This is a genomic window from Rhodococcus sp. 14C212, from assembly GCF_011058195.1.
Taxonomy (GTDB): Bacteria; Actinomycetota; Actinomycetes; order Mycobacteriales; family Mycobacteriaceae; genus Rhodococcus; species Rhodococcus aetherivorans.
Genome location: NZ_JAALEH010000006.1, coordinates 118177 through 133774 on the forward strand (window position 1 = coordinate 118177; position 15598 = coordinate 133774).

Below are 15598 nucleotides of genomic sequence, written 5' to 3' on the forward strand. Positions count from 1 at the left end.
GACCGGGATGCACACCGATCTCAGCAGGAAATTCGGCATCCAGTACCCGATCTTCGGGTTCACCCCGTCCGAGCACGTCGCCGCCGCGATCAGCCGGGCCGGTGGTCTCGGCGTCCTCGGCTGCGTCCGGTTCAACGACCCGGACGAGCTCGACGCCGTGCTCACCTGGATGGACGAGAACACCGACGGCAAGCCCTACGGGGTCGACGTCGTGATGCCCGCGAAGGTTCCCACCGAGGGCACCGCCGTCGACCTCGACAAACTCATCCCCGCCGAGCACCGCGCCTTCGTCGAGCGCACCCTCGCCGAGCTCGGCGTGCCGCCGCTCGCCGAGTCCGCCGAACACGCGGCCGGCGTCCTCGGCTGGCTGCACTCGGTCGCTCGCGCACACGTGGACGTCGCCCTCGAGCACCGGCCCGCGCTCATCGCCAACGCGCTCGGCTCCCCGCCGAAGGACGTGATCGACCTCGCCCACGAGAAGGGGGTGCCCGTCGCGGCGCTCGCCGGGGCGGTCGAGCATGCCCGGCGGCACGTCGAGAACGGCGTCGACATCGTCATCGCCCAGGGGTACGAGGCGGGCGGGCACACCGGCGAGGTGGCCTCGATGGTGCTCTGGCCCGAAATCGTCGACGCCCTCGGTGATTCGGCGGCGGTGCTTGCCGCCGGCGGGATCGGCTCCGGTCGGCAGGTCGCGGCCGCGCTCGCGCTCGGCGCGTCCGGGGTGTGGATGGGCTCCTACTGGCTCACCACCTCCGAATACAAGCTCGGCGCTGCCGCCGACGGCCCGTCGTCGGTCCAACGGGCCCTGCTGGGCGCGACGTCGTCCGACACCGTCCGCTCGCGGATCTACTCCGGCAAGCCCGCCCGCCTGCTCAAGACGAAGTGGACCGAGGCATGGTCGAAGCCCGAGGCCCCGTCGCCGCTGCCGATGCCGTTGCAGAACCTGCTCGTGAGCGAAGCCCACCAGCGGATCGCCGCCGCGGACGATCCCGAGGTCGTCGCGATGCCCGTCGGGCAGATCGTCGGTCGGATGAACGAGATCCGGCCGGTCGCGGAGATCATGGCCGAGCTCGTCGAGGGGTACGAGCGGGCCGTGGACCGGTTGAATGCAGCGCGGTGACGGACCGGTGGTGACCGTCTACGATCCCTTCGATCCGCAGTTCCTGGCCGACCCCTACCCGGCCTACCGGATGCTGCGGGACGAGGACCCGGTGCACCGCCACGTCAGCACCCGGAACGGCATTCCGCCGTTCCGGGTGCTGTCCCGTTTCGAGGACGTGTGGAACGCGGTGCGTGACACCGAGACCTACTCGTCCGCAGGGGGATTGACGTTCGTTCCCGACGAGATCGGCAAACTGGGCCTCGCCCCGACGATCGTCATGCTCGACCCGCCGCGGCACGGGCAACTGCGCGGACTCGTCGCGAAGGCCTTCACTCCCCGGCGGATCGGCGCACTCGAGAACACCGTCCGCGGATTCGTCCGGGCCCTGCTGGATTCGTTCGAGGGCCGGCGCGACGTGGATCTGCACCGCGAATTCTCCTCGCCCGTACCGACGTTCGTGCTGGCCGAGCTACTCGGGGTGCCGGCGGCCGACCGGGTCCGCTTCGATCCGTGGGTCGGCGCGCTGACGGCGTTGCAGGACAGCGGGTTCGACCTGAGCGCCATGAGCGCCCCCGATGCCGTCGCCGAGATGTTCGAGTACTTCACGCGGCTGATCGCCGAGCGCCGACACGAACCCGGCGACGACCTGATCAGCGCCCTGACCACCGTCGAGTCCGGCGGCGAACTGCTCACCGACTGGGAGATCCTCGGCTTCTGCTTCGTCATGGTCGCCGGGGGCAACGACACCACCGGAAACCTGATCTCGCACGCGGTGATGCTGCTCGACACCGATCACCGCCAGCGCGACCTGCTCGTCGACGACCCCTCCCGGATCCCGGGCGCGCTGATGGAGACGCTGCGGCTGGAGGGATCGGTGCAGGGACTGGCGCGCACCACCACCCGTGACGTCGAACTGCACGGGGTGACGATTCCGGCCGGGGAGAAGGTGATGATGCTCTACGGCGCGGCCAATCGCGACGAACGCGAATTCGGGGACACCGCCGAGCAGTTCGACGTCCTTCGGCCGATTCCGCGGCACCTGGGCTTTTCCACCGGTCCCCATTTCTGCATCGGCTCGCACCTGGCGAAGCTGCAGTCCCAGGTTGCGCTCGAGGAGTTGCTGGCCCGGCATCCACAGGTGTCGGTCGATCCGGCATCGGGGGTGCGTCTGCAGTCGTCCTTCACCCGCGGCTGGGTGAGCCTGCCCGCGTCGCTCGGGTAGCCGGCACGGGCGTTTCAGGGCTGCACCTCGACAACCCCGTGCGCGCCCCGTTCGGCGTCGATCATCACGTGCGAGACGAAGGGATAGCGACCTTCCTCGGGGAAGGTCAGCTCGACGAACCCGCCCTGGGACGGCGACAATCCGAGCGTCTGCGCACCGGAGACGCCCGGGCGCAGGCGATAGTCGCCCTCGGTCCAGACCGTGTCGAACTGGCCGCCGACGACGTGGAACGCGGTGCCGCGGTTGGGTCCGGCCGCGAGCACCCAGATCCGAACGCGCTCGCCGACACGGGCGGTGAGCGGCGCGTGGTCGTATTGTCCGGCGTATCCGTTGAACACCACGAGGTCGGGAGCCTCGGCTGCGATCTTGCCGGCGTCCGCCTCGCCTGCCGGCGCGCCGAGATACAGCTCCGACTGCACCAGCACGTACTCGCGGTCGACCGGAGGCAGGTCCGGCGGATCGATGACGACGGCGCCGAACATACCGTTCGCGATGTGCACGGACATCGGCATCGTGGAGCAGTGGTACATCCAGATGCCGGCACGCGTCGCGGTGAAACGGTAGACCAGGGACTGTCCGGGATCGATGGTGCGCATCGGTCCGTCGGGGGCGAGTGCCCCCGCGTGGAAGTCGATCGAGTGTCCGATCGTCCCGTCGTTGACCAGGGTGATCTCGAAGACGTCGCCGACCCGGCCGTGCAGCGTGGGACCGGGTGCGGTGCCACCGAACGTCCACAGCCGCTGGGTGATGCCCGGGGCGACCGCCTTCTCCGATTCGGTGACGGCGAGGGTGAGGCGATGGTCGGGCGCCGGGCCGAGGAGGGCCGGGTCGAGGGGGACGAAATCCGGTCCCGGTTCCGCCCCCAGGCTGCGGGCGACGTCGGCGGCGGCGAGCGAGACGCCGGTCGTCGTCGCCGCGTGGCCCGCATGCGGATCGGTCGTGGAGGCTCCCGTCGTGCGGACCCGCAGCGTCATGCCCATCTGCCGGTGTCCCGCCACCGAGCACCAGCCGTCGAGGTCGGCACCGATCACCCCGGCGTCGAGCGTCGCGGTCTCGCCCGGCGCGAGGCGGCCGGTGCGCGTGCCGTTGGCGAGCGCGAGGTCGTGGCGATCCGTACCGGAATTGGTGAGGGTGACGACGAGGCGGTTTCCGGCGGGAACGTCGATCACGTCGGGCACGAACCGCATTCCTTCGATGCGGACCCGCGCTTCCGTGGTGACGCCCGTGACCTCGACGGCCTCCGCGCGCACGGTGGAGATGCCCGCCGCCGCGGGGTCCGCCGCCACGCCCGCGGCGGCGGCCACCACGACGATGCCCAGGCCCGCAGCGGCCGCACCGAGACGGCGCCGGGCGGGGATCGGTTCGGGCCTGCCGAGCCGCGACGGTGTGCCCTTCGCCCGACGGCCGGCCACCACCGCGCGTACCGCGAGCGGAAGGAACGCGGCGAGGGCGACGAGAACGAGCATCGACGCCAGGACGCGCACCAGGCTCGGCACCGGCAGCACACACAGCATCAGGCCCCCGTTGGCCACCGCGACCCGCCACGCCGCGCCGCGCTCGAGCTCCGCCGTCGCGGCCTGCACGGCCGCCCGCCCGCCGATGACCACCGGGAGCAGGTACGTCAGGGCCCCGATCAGCACCTGGACGAGGAAGCCGGCGAGCAGGGTCCCGGTTGCCGCGCCGATACGTCCGGCGCCGGCCGTCCAGCCGGGGGCGGTGGCCAGCGCGATCGCCACGTAGCCGGCGCTCACCAGGAACCAGACCATACCGGCGAGGACGGACATCGTCGCGAAATCGGTGGGCTTGCGGCGACGGATCTCCGCGAGGTGCGGCTCGAGCACGTACACCGCGGCGGCGAGGTAGGTGAGTGCACCCACCGCCGCGAGCACGGTGCTGCCCGTGATCGCCCCGGCCGCCCCGGCACCGAGCCCGGCGGCGAGAACGGGCAGACCGTGCCGCGCCGCCGTCTCCACCCGCTGCGCCACCCGGGTGCGCAGCATCGTCGGCCACAGGGTGACCAGGGTGCCGAGCACGGTCAACCCCATCCACCCGAACAGGTTGATCCCGGCGTGCGCGACGACGAACCTCTCGTGCAGCGTCCCCGGCAGTGCGTCGTTCGCCATCGCGGCGCCGAGGCCTGCACCCAGCGGCAGCAGGGCGGCGGCCACGATGTAGAAGCGGACGGTCTCGCCGAAGCGTGACGGCAGCGCGGCTCGCAGGTGTCGGACCAGGACCACGGCGTGCATCACGGCGATCGCCGCCACCGTGACGCTGCCGGCGAGTACCAGGGGCCACCAGTGGCCGAGCATGCCCGCGACGACCGCGACCGCTCCGGCGTTGAACAGGGCCAGCCGCAGTGCTTCGGGTCGACGACTCGTCGCCGGTGGGCGGCGCAGCAGGGCGTCCGCGAAGTGCCGGCTCCAGACGAGGACGGCGTTGCTCGCCGCGCCGAGTCCGAGTAGATGCACCAGCAGCCACCCGGACATCGGCACGAACCGGTGGGCGAGGGCGACGACGACGAGCGCGACGAACCACGCGAACACGAGCGTCCCCGCTCGCAGGTGCCAACCGCCGCGGCTCATGCCGGCGCCTCCGTCCGCACCGGTCGCAGCGCCGAGTACGCGGCCACCGCGAGGAAGGCGAGCACCGCGACGATGTTCAGCACCCCGCCGACGGTGACGGCCCATCCGACGTCGCGGACGTCCCCGACCGCGAGGCGTAGCAGCAGCGACGCGTGCAGCAGCACCGCGGGACCGTACATGGCGGGCCGGTACGGCACGGGCCGTCGCACCACGGCCGGGAGAACGATCGGGGCGTGCGCGAGGATCATCGACAGCACGAAGCCGAGCATCACCGCATGCACGACCGCGTCGTACCCGCCGCCCGCCCGCACGGGGCCGACGAGCAACCACGTCAGTCCCGCCGCGGCCAGCCATCCGTACCCGGCGAGCAGGCACACGGCCGTGAACCGGGCCTGTCCGGCCGCGCGGACCGTCCGGCGGGCCACGTCGAACCGGGCCAGCCAGGCGACGAGGGCGAGCAGCGCGGCGCCGAGCAGGGGGTACCCCACGGACGGCCACAACAGGGAGGCGAGCGTGCCGGCCACGACGGTCCCCGCGCTCGCCGCGAGGAACTGCTCCGCGCGGGTGCCGACCATTGCGACCCGTGCGAGCTCGAGGCGTTCCCCCGCGATCGTGAGTACGAGGAAGCCGACGAACCACGGCAACAGGTCGGGGACGGGCACGCCCCCGAGCCACAGCACCGCGCCGCCGGTCGCCAGGACCGCGCCGGCCGCTTGCACCAGCACCGCGACGTCCTCGTTGCGCCGCCACAGCGGCACGTACACCGCGACGAGCACGGCACTGCCGGCTACGAGGAGGCCGTCGGCGAGACTTCGGGGGGCGGGGGCGACGAGCAGCAGACCGCCCGCTCCCAGGCAGGCCGGCGCGGAATACCCCCAGCTTCGTCCGAGCGCGACAGCACGCTCGAGGGCGACCACCGTGCCGACGAAGCCGAGCATCAGCACGATGCTGTGGACCTCGGGGAGCCGGTCGCTGTCGACCGGAGCGGGCACGCCGAGCAGCAGCAGCGCGGCGTCGAGGCCGGCGAGGAGGGCAACTCCACCCGGCACGAGCAGCAGCGCGCGGGTCGGAACGGGGCGCTCGTTCACGGCTGCCGTCCCGAGGATCGTGGCGACTCGGCGGACGCAGGCAGGAAGAGCCGGCACGCGCCGGGTTCGGCGAAAGGCAGCAGGTCCAGCCCCGGCGCGGTGGGAGCTCCGAGTTCGTCGAGGGCGCCCTCGACGATGCCGAGGTGGACCTGGCACACCACCGCGGGGAAACGGCGGGCGGCGGCGAGCAGCGGGCACCGGCGGAGCGCGACGCCGCGGTGCGGTCCGTCGTCGACCGGGTCGAAGCCGAGGTGGGTGAGCAGGGCCAGCACCGTCCGGTCGGGATCGTCGGAGGGGGAGCCGGTGCGGTACTCGCGGACGAGTTCGCGGCCCCACTCGGTGCCGGCCGCGCGGGCGTCGGACTCGGGAGTGGTGCTGGTGCGGGCGAGATGCCCGGCGAGGGCCGTGGCGAGCCCGGCGTAGTCGCGCGCGGAGACGGAGGGGTCGGCGGCGGGGGCGGGCCGGTACCACCGCGCCGGTCGGCCGCGTCCGCGCGCAGGTTGCGTGCCGACGTTGTCGTGGAGGAGCAGGCCGAGGTCGACGAGGGCTTCGAGATGCTCGCGGACGGTGTTGGTGTGCAGGGCGAGACGCGCGGCGACGTCGCCGACGCGCGTGGGCGCGTGGGCGCGCACGTCGTCGAGGACGGTGACGCGCTGGGCCGACAACGGCATCGGTGGGTCGGCCGTCGCCGCAGGTGCCGGCCCCAGGATCGGATCCCTATTTTCCACGGAATTAACTGTAGTAAATTGGGGGACGGACGGCCAGGTGGCCACGATCGTCGGTCCACCGAACCGGGCGGATCCGGCGGTCACGGATGCGCGTGCGGCGAGGCCCGGCTCTGACCGCCGCGGGCCGGTGTGTCCTTTGGGCGGTCAGGGCCGCCCGAAGGACACACCGCTGACGAGCTCGGGTGTCAGCAGTGAGAATTCACGCTCGCCGCGCCGGCGGACCCACACCGGGTCGGCGCAGTTCCACCGTTCGGCGCTGAGCGTGCGGGTGAGCACCTTGAAGGTGGCCGTGCGCGGGAAGTCGGAGCACACCCGGATCAGCGTCGGCAGCTGCTTGGGGCCGAGATCGGGCTGCGCGTCGAGGAAGTCCGCGAACGCGACCGGATCGAACTCGTCGGTCGCGGTGGGGATGACGGCGGCCATCACCCGATCGCCCACGTCCGCATCCGGGACGGCGTAGACGGCGACCTGCGCGAAGCCCGGGTAACGGAGCAGGATGCGCTCGATCGGAGCGGCCGCGATGTTCTCGCCGTCGACGCGCATCCATCCGGAACTGCGGCCGGCGAAGTAGACGAACCCGTCGGCGTCGGCGTAGCCGAGATCGCCGCTGTGGTACCGGCCGTCGCGCATCCGCTCGGCGTCGGCCTCCGGGTTCTTGTAGTAGCCGGCGAACAGGCCGGACCCGGCGGCGTTGACGAGCTCGCCGGTCGCGACGTCGGCGTTGAGGAGGCGGCCGTCGGCGTCGAACTCGGCGACCGGACAGGGTGATCCGGTGTCCGGGTCGAGGATCCGCACGCCCTCGGGCAACCGTCCCAGCGCTCCGGGCGGGGCATCGGGCGCCGCGGAGATCGAGATGCCGCCCTCGGTGGAGCCGAACCCGTCGACGACCGTCGCGCCGAACCGCCGGCGGAACTCGGCGATCGCGGGCGCCGTGCCCTCGTTGCCGTACATGATGCGCAGGGGATTGTCCGCCTCGCCGGGCCCCTCCGGGGTGGCGACGATGTAGGACAACGGCTTTCCCACGTAGTTGGCGTACGTGACGCCGAAGCGGCGCACGTCCGGCAGGAAGCCGGAGGCGGAGAACCTGCGCCGCAGGGCGATCCCGGCACCGGCCGCCAGCGCCACCGCCCAGCCGGCCATCATCGCGTTGGAGTGGAACATCGGCATCGACACGTACACGACGTCGTCGGCGCCGAGACCGAACCGCTCCGCGAGCATCACGCCGGGTCCGGTGATCTTCTCGTGGGTGCAGCACACGGCCTTCGGGTCGCCGCTGGTGCCGGAGGTGAAGATCAGCATAAACAGATCGGTCGCGGCGACGGGCGCCGGTTCGACGGTGGCACCGGCGTGCGGGGCGAGCAGCGCGGCCCACTCGGCGGAGTCGACGTCGATCACCCGCACCCCGCCGAGGTCGAGCCCGTCCAGCAGTCGGGCGTTCGCGGCCTCGGTGAACACCACCTGGCAGTCCGCGAGCGCAATGTCGCGGGCCAGGGCCTGCCCGCGGCGGGTGGTGTTCAGCCCGACCACCACCGAGCCGGACAGCGCCGCGGCGCCGAGCAGCAGGGAGAATTCCGGCACGTTGTCCATGAGGATCCCGAAGTGCCGGGGCCTGCGCGGGTCGAGCAGTTCGCGCAGCAGAGCGGCCCGGTCCCGGCCGGCCTGGACGTGTTCACGCCACGTCAGCGACGTGTTCTCGAACTGCAGGCCACGATCGTCGACGGCGGCGAGTCGCTCGAGGAGCTCCGTCACGGTGAGTGCGTCGGTCATGGGGGCATCCTGGGACATCGCCGTGCCGGTCGTGGTGCCGGTTCCGCTGATCGGGACATTCACGCGGGCGTGTCCGCGAGGGACGCGCCCAGGGTCCGGAGCTGGGCGGTGGCCGAACCGAGGCGGAATTCGTGGTGCTTGGCGGCCAGGAAGTAGCGGTGCACGGGATGGTCCTCGTCCAGGCCCACTCCGCCGTGGACGTGGACGAGTGTGTGCGCGACGCGGTGCCCGGCGTCGGCGGCCCAGAACGCGGCCGTGCGCAGTTCCCCGGTGTCGGGCAGCCCGGCGTCCGCACGGAAGGCCGCCTGCCACAGGGTGAGCCGGGCACCCTTGACGTCGATGTAGGCGTCGGCGAGCCGCTGGGCCACCGCCTGGAAACTGCCGATCGGCCGATCGAACTGCACACGCTCGCGGGCGTACCCGGCGGTGAGTTCGAGCGCCCGGTCGAGCACCCCGTACTGGTATGCGGCCGAGCCGAGGAGCCCGCGGTCGCGCAGCCACGCAGCGACCGCACGGCCGTCGGGACCGAGCGCGCGGTCCCCGGGCACGGCGGCCGCGGCGAGGGTGAGCGTCCCGAGGCAGCCGAGGCCGGTGTCGTACTGGCGGGTCACGGTCACGCCGGGATCGCCGGGACGGACGAGGAGCACGGTGACGCCGTCCGGGGTCGAGGCCGGCACGAGGAACAGGTCCGCGGCAGGTGCGGCGTCGACGAGGACCTTGGTGCCGTCGACGATCCATCCGCCGTCGGCGCGACGTGCCGTGGTGGTCGGGGACGTGGGATCGTCGTTCAGTTCCTCCTCGAGGGCGGCGGTGAGGATCTTCTCGCCGGTGGCGGCGGGTTCGCCCCAGTCGCGACGCTGCGTGTCGCTGCCGAACTCGGCGACGGCGGCGGCGGACACGACGATCGAGGACAGGTAGGGGACGGCGGCGACGCCGCGGCCGAGTTCGGTGAGGATGCTCGTCTGTTCGAGCGGTCCGAAGCCGTCGCCGCCGACGGACTCGGGCAGCGCCGCGCCGAGGATGCCCGAGGAGGCGAGCGCGTCCCACAGGGTGTGGTCGATGCGGTCGTCGGCGGCGTCGAGCCGGCGCAGATGGTCGTTGGTGACGATCTCGGTGACGATGCGGCGGGTGAGCCCGGCGAGGTCCTGCTGCGCCTCGGTGAGGGTGAAGTCCACGATTGGTCCTTCCGGTGGAGTGTCAGCGCTTGGCGGGTGGCTGTCCGAGGGCGGTCATCGCGATGATGTCGCGCTGGACCTCGTTGGTGCCGCCGCCGAAGGTGAGGATCAGGGAGCTGCGATGCATCCGCTCGAGCCGGCCCCGCAGCAGCACGCCCGGGGAGTTCTGCCGCAGCGTGGCCGACGGGCCGAGGATCTCCATCAGCAGGCGGTAGGCCTCGGTGGCGAACTCGGTGCCGAACACCTTGTTCGCCGACGCCGGCGCGGGTCCGAGCGGCGCAGTGCTGGAAGCGATCTCCCAGTTCATCAGCTTCAGGTACTCGGCCCCGGCGTGGACCCGGGCCAGGTTGATCTGCACCCATTCCTGATCGAGGACGCGGCGGCCGTCGGGCAGGCGGGTGCGCTGCGCCCACGCGCGCACCTCCTGCAGCGCGGTGAGAATCGGGCCCGCGGAGGTGAGCGCGACGCGTTCGTGGTTGAGCTGATTGGTGATCAGCGCCCAGCCGCCGTTCTCCTCGCCGACGAGGGCGGACGCCGGGACCCGTACGTCCTGGTAATAGGTGGCGCTGGTATCGGGGCCTGCCATGGTGTGCACGGGGGTGTAGGAGAACCCCTCGGCGGTGGTGGGCACGATGAGGACGCTGATGCCCTTGTGTTTCCGGGCATTCGGATCGGTGCGGCACGCGAGCCACACGTAGTCGGCGTAGGCGATCAGGCTCGTCCACATCTTCTGGCCGTTGATCACCCACTCGTCGCCGTCGCGCACGGCGGTGGTGCGCAGCGACGCGAGATCCGTGCCCGCCTCGGGCTCGGAGTAGCCGATCGAGAAGTGCAGCTCGCCGGCGGAGATCTTCGGCAGGAAGAACTCCTTCTGTTCGGGCGTGCCGAAGTGCATGATCGTCGGCGCCACCGAGTTGACGGTCAGGAACGGGACCGGCGCCCCGGCGATCGCGGCCTCGTCGGTGAAGATGAGCTGGTCCATGGCCGAACGGTTCTGGCCGCCGTACTCCTCCGGCCAGCCGAGCGTGAGCCAGCCGTCCTTGCCCATCTGCTGGACGACCTCCCGGTACACGTTGCCGGCGCCGTACTCGCCCGTGGTCGCGGCGAGCGCCTCCCGCCGTTCGGGGGTCATCAGGTCGGCGAAGTAGGCGCGCAACTGCGCGCGGAGTTCCTCTTGCTGCGGGGTGTACGCGATGTCCACGAACCGCTCCGTTCGTCGGGTAGGCAGCTGGTCGACGGCCGAGGACCGGGACCGGCTCGGCGATGTTCCCGAATCATTGCACAGAACTGAAACGCGTTCTAGCCTGGTTTCCGAGCCGTCGCGCCAGCCCGCGCGTCCGGCGCCCGATCGGTCGTGCAAGCGAGAAGCGAGGTCTGTTCATGGAGGTCAAGGTCGACTTCGATCGTTGCGAGGCGAACGGCGTGTGCGTGGGAATCGCGCCCGAGGTGTTCGACCTGAACGACGACGACGAGCTGATCGTCACGCACCCCATCGCGCCGGAGCAGGAGGAGGACGTACGCACGGCGATCGCGCAGTGCCCGCGTGCGGCACTGAGCGAGGCCTGACGGGGACGCTTGTCAGAAACGAGAACACGTTCTACATTTTCGGGGTCGCCGAATCCGCGGCGACCAGGAGCGCGGCGGCCCCGGGTGGGCCGCCCGACATCGCTAGGGAGAGCGCGTCCATGAGTGCAACCGGCAACGGTCTCGGCCCCGCAGGAAACGGTGCGACGGACGAGGGGGGCGTGCGTCTCGACGGCAAGGTCGCCGTCGTCACCGGCGCCGGTGCCGGGCTCGGCCGGGCGGAGGCCGTCGCGCTGGCCCGGGCCGGCGCCGCGGTGGTCGTCAACGATCTCGACCCGACCGATGCCGTCGAGGACACCCTCGCCGAGATCCGCGACCTCGGCGCCGACGCGGCGTTCGTCGCCGGCAGCGTCGCGGAACGTGCCACGGCCGACGCGCTGCTCGCGACGGCACGGGAACGCTTCGGCCGTCTCGACATCGTCGTCAACAACGCCGGCATCGTGCGGGACCGCATGCTGTTCAACATGTCCGACGAGGACTGGGACGCGGTGATCGCGGTGCACCTGCGCGGCCATTTCCTGTTGTGCCGCAACGCGGCGGCGTACTGGCGTGGCGAGTCCAAGAAGGCCGGCGGTCCCGTCTACGGCCGGATCGTCAACACGTCCTCCGAGGCCGGCCTGCTCGGCCCCGAGGGGCAGGCCAACTACGGCGCCGCCAAGGCCGGAATCACGGCACTGACCCTCTCCGCCGCGCGGGGCCTGTCCCGGTACGGGGTGCGCGCCAATGCCATCTGCCCGCGGGCCCGCACCGCGATGACGGAGGGCGTCTTCGGTGCGGCGCCCGAGGGGGAGGTGGATCCGCTGTCGCCCGAGCACGTCTCGGCGCTGGTCGCCTACCTGGCGTCGCCTGCGGCGGACCGGGTCAACGGTCAGGTCTTCGTCGTCTACGGCCCGATGGTCGCGCTCATGGCCGCGCCCGTGGTCGAGCAGCGCTTCGACGCGGACGTCCGGTGGACTCCGGAGAGCCTCGCCGAACGTGTCGGCGGCTACTTCGACGATCGGGACCCCGCCCGGAACTTCTCGGCCGCGCAGGCGCTCGCCCTCTGACGTCCCACTAGGTGGTACCCGAAGTGACATGCAACGTTGTCCTTCGGTAATATCGCGCCGTCCGGAACCGATCCGGATAGTGTCGGTTCGACCCCGGGCTCGCGTGCCGTCCGGCGACCCGGACGCGTGAACACGCGACCGATGGCCGCTCGGAGAGCGGGTAGTACCTGTTCTAGTTTCTGGCCCGCGAAGTGGTTCGCGAAGGGCGCGGCCGGTGCGGTTCCCGGCCGCGGTCGGGTCCCGTGTACGGGTGGCGGATCCGACCTCCCGGCCCGGTGAATTCCCAGTTCGAGCCCCGAATCCCCGTTCGATGCGAGCGCCGGTGATCCGGTCGGCGGGGCGGAGCTCCCGCCACGAAGAAGTAGCCGTGTCGCGCCGCGCCGCAGCGGTCTTTGACACATGAACACGTTCTAGTTAGTATGACGCGGGTCACAAGCTGGCCCCTCGTCGGCCGCGGCCGGCGAGCGAACCAACGGAGGAGGAGACGGTGGTAGACCTCCTCGAGGTACCGCTCCGCGCGGTCGGTGGATTCTTCGCGATGACGGGCGAGACCGCCCGGGCCGTGTTCTCCCGGCCCTTCCAGCGACGCGAGTTCGTCGATCAGGCATGGTTCGTCGCGCGGGTGTCCCTCGTGCCCACGGTCCTCGTCGCGGTGCCGTTCACGGTCCTGGTCAGCTTCACCCTCAACATCCTGCTGCGCGAGATCGGAGCCGCCGACCTCAGCGGCGCCGGCGCCGCACTCGGCGCGGTCACCCAGGTCGGCCCGATGGTCACCGTGCTCATCGTCGCCGGTGCCGGCGCCACCGCCATCTGCGCGGACCTCGCCGCCCGCACCATCCGGGAGGAGATCGACGCGATGCGCGTGCTCGGCATCAACCCGATCCACCGCCTCATCGTGCCCCGGGTCCTCGCGTCCACCGTCGTGGCGCTGCTGCTCAACGGGCTGGTGTGCACCATCGGCATCCTGGGTGGCTTCGCGTTCTCCGTCTTCCTCCAGGACGTGAACCCCGGCGCCTTCGTCAACGGCATCACCCTGCTCACCGGCTTCGGTGAACTCATGATCTCCCAGGTCAAGGCCGGCCTGTTCGGCATGATCGCCGGCCTCGTCGCCGCCTACCTCGGCCTCAACGTCAAGGGTGGCGCCAAGAGCGTCGGCGACGCCGTCAACCAGACGGTCGTATTCGCCTTCATGGCATTGTTCGTGGTCAACCTTCTCGTCACCGCCGTCGGCATCAAGCTGACGGGCGGGTGACCGGCACGGCGGTGATGTAGATGGCAGTGATCTCCTGGCGCTTCCCCCGCACGCGGCGCCGTATCGCCCGCGCCTCCGACTCCGTGGACCGGCTCGGCGAGCAGGCGCTCTTCTTCGGCAAGGCGCTCGGCTACGCCCCGCGCGCGATCACGCACTACCCGAAGGAGACGGTCCGGCTGATCGCCGAGATCAGCATGGGCACCGGTGCGCTCGCCGTGATCGGCGGAACGGTCGTCATCGTCGGCTTCCTGACCCTGTTCACCGGCGGGATCATCGCCGTGCAGGGCTTCAGTTCCCTGGGCAACATCGGCGTCGAGGCGCTCACGGGCTTCTTCGCCGCGTTCATCAACGTCCGCATCGCGGCGCCCACCATCGCGGGCATCGGCTTGGCCGCCACCATCGGCGCCGGCTCGACGGCCCAGCTCGGCGCCATGCGGGTCTCGGAGGAGATCGACGCGCTCGAGGTCATGGCGATCCCGTCGATCCCGTATCTCGTGAGCACCCGCGTGATGGCGGGGATGATCGCGATCGTCCCGCTGTATTCGCTGGCGGTGATCGCCTCGTTCATCGCCAGCCGCTTCGCGACCGTCGTGCTCTACGGCCAGTCCGCGGGCGTGTACGACCACTACTTCGACACGTTCCTCATCCCCACCGACATCCTGTGGTCGTTCGTGCAGGCCATCGTCATGGCGGTCGCCGTCATGCTGATCCACACCTACTACGGTTTCAACGCCGGTGGCGGCCCGGTCGGCGTCGGCGTCGCCGTCGGCAACGCGGTGCGGGCGTCCCTGATCGCCGTGGTGACCGTGACCCTGCTCATCTCGCTCGCGGTGTACGGGGCGACCGGCAACTTCAACCTGTCGGGATAGGCGCATGGACACCCCTTCCTGGAAGAAGAAACTCGCGGCCCTCGGTCTCGTCGGGGGACTCACCGTGGCCGTCGCGCTGGCGCTGCTGATGTTCGCCGGTGCCTTCACCGCCACCACGCCGGTCACGGTCACTTCGGCACGATCCGGCCTGGTGATGGAGCCCGACGCGAAGGTCAAGCTCCGCGGTGTCGAGGTGGGCCGGGTCCGGTCCGTCGAGCACAGCCCCGACGGCGCGCTGTTGCAGCTCGCGATGGATCCCGGACAGCTGCACCTGGTGCCGTCCAACGTGCGCGTGGCCATCGAGTCCACCACCGTGTTCGGCGCGAAGTTCGTCAACCTGCTCATGCCGGACGATCCGTCGCCGGTGCCGCTCCAGGAGGGCGCGATCATCGCGGCCGAGAACGTCACCGTCGAGTTCAACACGGTCTTCCAGCACCTGTCCGACGTGCTCGCGCAGGTCCAACCGGAGAAGCTCAACGCCACCCTCGGGGCGATCTCCGAGGCGTTGAACGGTCGCGGCGACACCCTCGGCGCAACCCTCGTCGAGGCCGACGACTACCTCGCGACGATGAATCCGTCGCTGCCGCAACTGCAGTACGACCTCGCCGTAGCCGCCGACGTCACCAACCTGTACGCCGACGTCGCGCCCGACGTGATGAACCTGCTCGACAACGCCACCTCGATCGGCAACACCGTCGTCGACGAGCAGGCCAACCTGGACCTGATGCTGATGAACGTCACCGGCCTGGCGAACACCGGTCGTGACGTCCTCGGCGAGAACGAGGCGCAGCTGACCTCGGCGCTGGACCTGCTGACGGAGACCACGACGCTGCTCGGTGAGTACTCGCCGGAGCTGACGTGCTTCATCGTCGGGCTCAACGACGCGCGAATCGCGTTCGAGCCCATGGCCGGAACCGGTAAGTACCCGGCCCTGATGCTGAGCACGAACTTCCTGGGCGGCGCCACCAGGTACGACCACGAGAAGGACCTGCCGGTGGTGGGGGCGACGGGCGGGCCGAACTGCCACGGGCTGCCCACCTTCGATCCCAAGCGTGACGGTCATGCCCCCTTCGTCGTCGCCGACACCCACCCGGTGCCGTTCCACCCGAACACCGAGACGTGGGTGCGATACCCGACGATCTTCGGTTTCCTGTTCGGCGACATGCTCCCGGGAGGCGAGTGA

General features: G+C 71.1%; 13 protein-coding genes. 7 read left to right on the forward strand and 6 right to left on the reverse strand.

Annotated elements, in window-relative coordinates:
- Positions 1–7 precede the first annotated feature (7 nt).
- Together G6038_RS05155 and G6038_RS05160 are read left to right on the forward strand one after the other, a co-directional pair.
- Entirely contained in the window at positions 8–1120 is a 1113-nt protein-coding gene (locus G6038_RS05155) for a nitronate monooxygenase family protein (protein ID WP_165036251.1), read from the forward strand.
- On the forward strand, positions 1107–2324 hold the full coding sequence (locus tag G6038_RS05160) for a cytochrome P450 (RefSeq protein WP_206024292.1): 1218 nt from the start codon (positions 1107–1109) through the stop codon (positions 2322–2324). The genes G6038_RS05155 and G6038_RS05160 overlap by 14 nt, the downstream gene beginning before the upstream one ends.
- Positions 2325–2338: 14 nt before the next feature.
- Here G6038_RS05160 and G6038_RS05165 read toward each other — a convergent pair whose 3' ends face one another.
- The 6 genes from G6038_RS05165 to G6038_RS05190 all read right to left on the reverse strand — a co-directional run bounded on the left by G6038_RS05165 (position 2339) and on the right by G6038_RS05190 (position 10865).
- Positions 2339–4906, reverse strand: a complete 2568-nt coding sequence (locus tag G6038_RS05165) for a multicopper oxidase domain-containing protein (protein WP_165036253.1) — start codon at positions 4904–4906, stop codon at positions 2339–2341.
- Positions 4903–5994 carry a hypothetical protein gene (locus G6038_RS05170; RefSeq protein WP_346772744.1) on the reverse strand — a complete coding sequence of 364 codons (1092 nt, stop codon included), beginning with the start codon at positions 5992–5994 and terminating at the stop codon, positions 4903–4905. The genes G6038_RS05165 and G6038_RS05170 overlap by 4 nt, the downstream gene beginning before the upstream one ends.
- Positions 5991–6665, reverse strand: coding sequence for a transcriptional regulator (locus G6038_RS05175; protein WP_165036308.1), 675 nt, complete (start codon positions 6663–6665; stop codon positions 5991–5993). The genes G6038_RS05170 and G6038_RS05175 overlap by 4 nt, the downstream gene beginning before the upstream one ends.
- Before the next feature lie 201 nt (positions 6666–6866).
- The gene (locus tag G6038_RS05180; RefSeq protein ID WP_165036255.1) at positions 6867–8489 is read right to left on the reverse strand and encodes a long-chain-fatty-acid--CoA ligase; all 1623 of its coding nucleotides are present in this window, start codon (positions 8487–8489) and stop codon (positions 6867–6869) included.
- Between the two features lie 59 nt (positions 8490–8548).
- Entirely contained in the window at positions 8549–9664 is a 1116-nt protein-coding gene (locus G6038_RS05185) for an acyl-CoA dehydrogenase family protein (RefSeq protein ID WP_165036257.1), read from the reverse strand.
- 22 nt (positions 9665–9686) lie between these two features.
- Positions 9687–10865, reverse strand: coding sequence for an acyl-CoA dehydrogenase family protein (locus G6038_RS05190; RefSeq protein ID WP_165036259.1), 1179 nt, complete (start codon positions 10863–10865; stop codon positions 9687–9689).
- Between the two features lie 179 nt (positions 10866–11044).
- Between G6038_RS05190 and G6038_RS05195 the strand changes: the two genes are divergently transcribed.
- The 5 genes from G6038_RS05195 (at position 11045) to G6038_RS05215 (ending at position 15598) form a co-directional block, all read left to right on the forward strand.
- On the forward strand, positions 11045–11230 hold the full coding sequence (locus tag G6038_RS05195) for a ferredoxin (protein WP_010594447.1): 186 nt from the start codon (positions 11045–11047) through the stop codon (positions 11228–11230).
- A gap of 119 nt (positions 11231–11349) precedes the next feature.
- Complete coding sequence (locus G6038_RS05200; protein WP_165036260.1) at positions 11350–12294, forward strand: 3-oxoacyl-ACP reductase; 945 nt, start codon at positions 11350–11352, stop codon at positions 12292–12294.
- A gap of 487 nt (positions 12295–12781) precedes the next feature.
- Positions 12782–13546, forward strand: coding sequence for an ABC transporter permease (locus tag G6038_RS05205; protein WP_165036261.1), 765 nt, complete (start codon positions 12782–12784; stop codon positions 13544–13546).
- Between the two features lie 20 nt (positions 13547–13566).
- Positions 13567–14415, forward strand: a complete 849-nt coding sequence (locus tag G6038_RS05210; protein WP_165036262.1) for an ABC transporter permease — start codon at positions 13567–13569, stop codon at positions 14413–14415.
- A 4-nt stretch (positions 14416–14419) separates the two neighbouring features.
- The gene (locus G6038_RS05215) at positions 14420–15598 is read left to right on the forward strand and encodes an MCE family protein (protein ID WP_165036263.1); all 1179 of its coding nucleotides are present in this window, start codon (positions 14420–14422) and stop codon (positions 15596–15598) included.

What these genes read in the sequence shown, in the direction of transcription:
- G6038_RS05155 (WP_165036251.1), top strand. Translation starts at nt 8, where the DNA reads ATGCACACCGATCTCAGCAGGAAATTCGGCATCCAGTACCCGATCTTC.
- G6038_RS05160 (WP_206024292.1), top strand. Translation starts at nt 1,107, where the DNA reads ATGCAGCGCGGTGACGGACCGGTGGTGACCGTCTACGATCCCTTCGAT.
- G6038_RS05165 (WP_165036253.1), bottom strand. Translation starts at nt 4,906, where the DNA reads ATGAGCCGCGGCGGTTGGCACCTGCGAGCGGGGACGCTCGTGTTCGCG.
- G6038_RS05175 (WP_165036308.1), bottom strand. Translation starts at nt 6,665, where the DNA reads ATGCCGTTGTCGGCCCAGCGCGTCACCGTCCTCGACGACGTGCGCGCC.
- G6038_RS05180 (WP_165036255.1), bottom strand. Translation starts at nt 8,489, where the DNA reads ATGACCGACGCACTCACCGTGACGGAGCTCCTCGAGCGACTCGCCGCC.
- G6038_RS05195 (WP_010594447.1), top strand. Translation starts at nt 11,045, where the DNA reads ATGGAGGTCAAGGTCGACTTCGATCGTTGCGAGGCGAACGGCGTGTGC.
- G6038_RS05200 (WP_165036260.1), top strand. Translation starts at nt 11,350, where the DNA reads ATGAGTGCAACCGGCAACGGTCTCGGCCCCGCAGGAAACGGTGCGACG.
- G6038_RS05210 (WP_165036262.1), top strand. Translation starts at nt 13,567, where the DNA reads ATGGCAGTGATCTCCTGGCGCTTCCCCCGCACGCGGCGCCGTATCGCC.
- G6038_RS05215 (WP_165036263.1), top strand. Translation starts at nt 14,420, where the DNA reads ATGGACACCCCTTCCTGGAAGAAGAAACTCGCGGCCCTCGGTCTCGTC.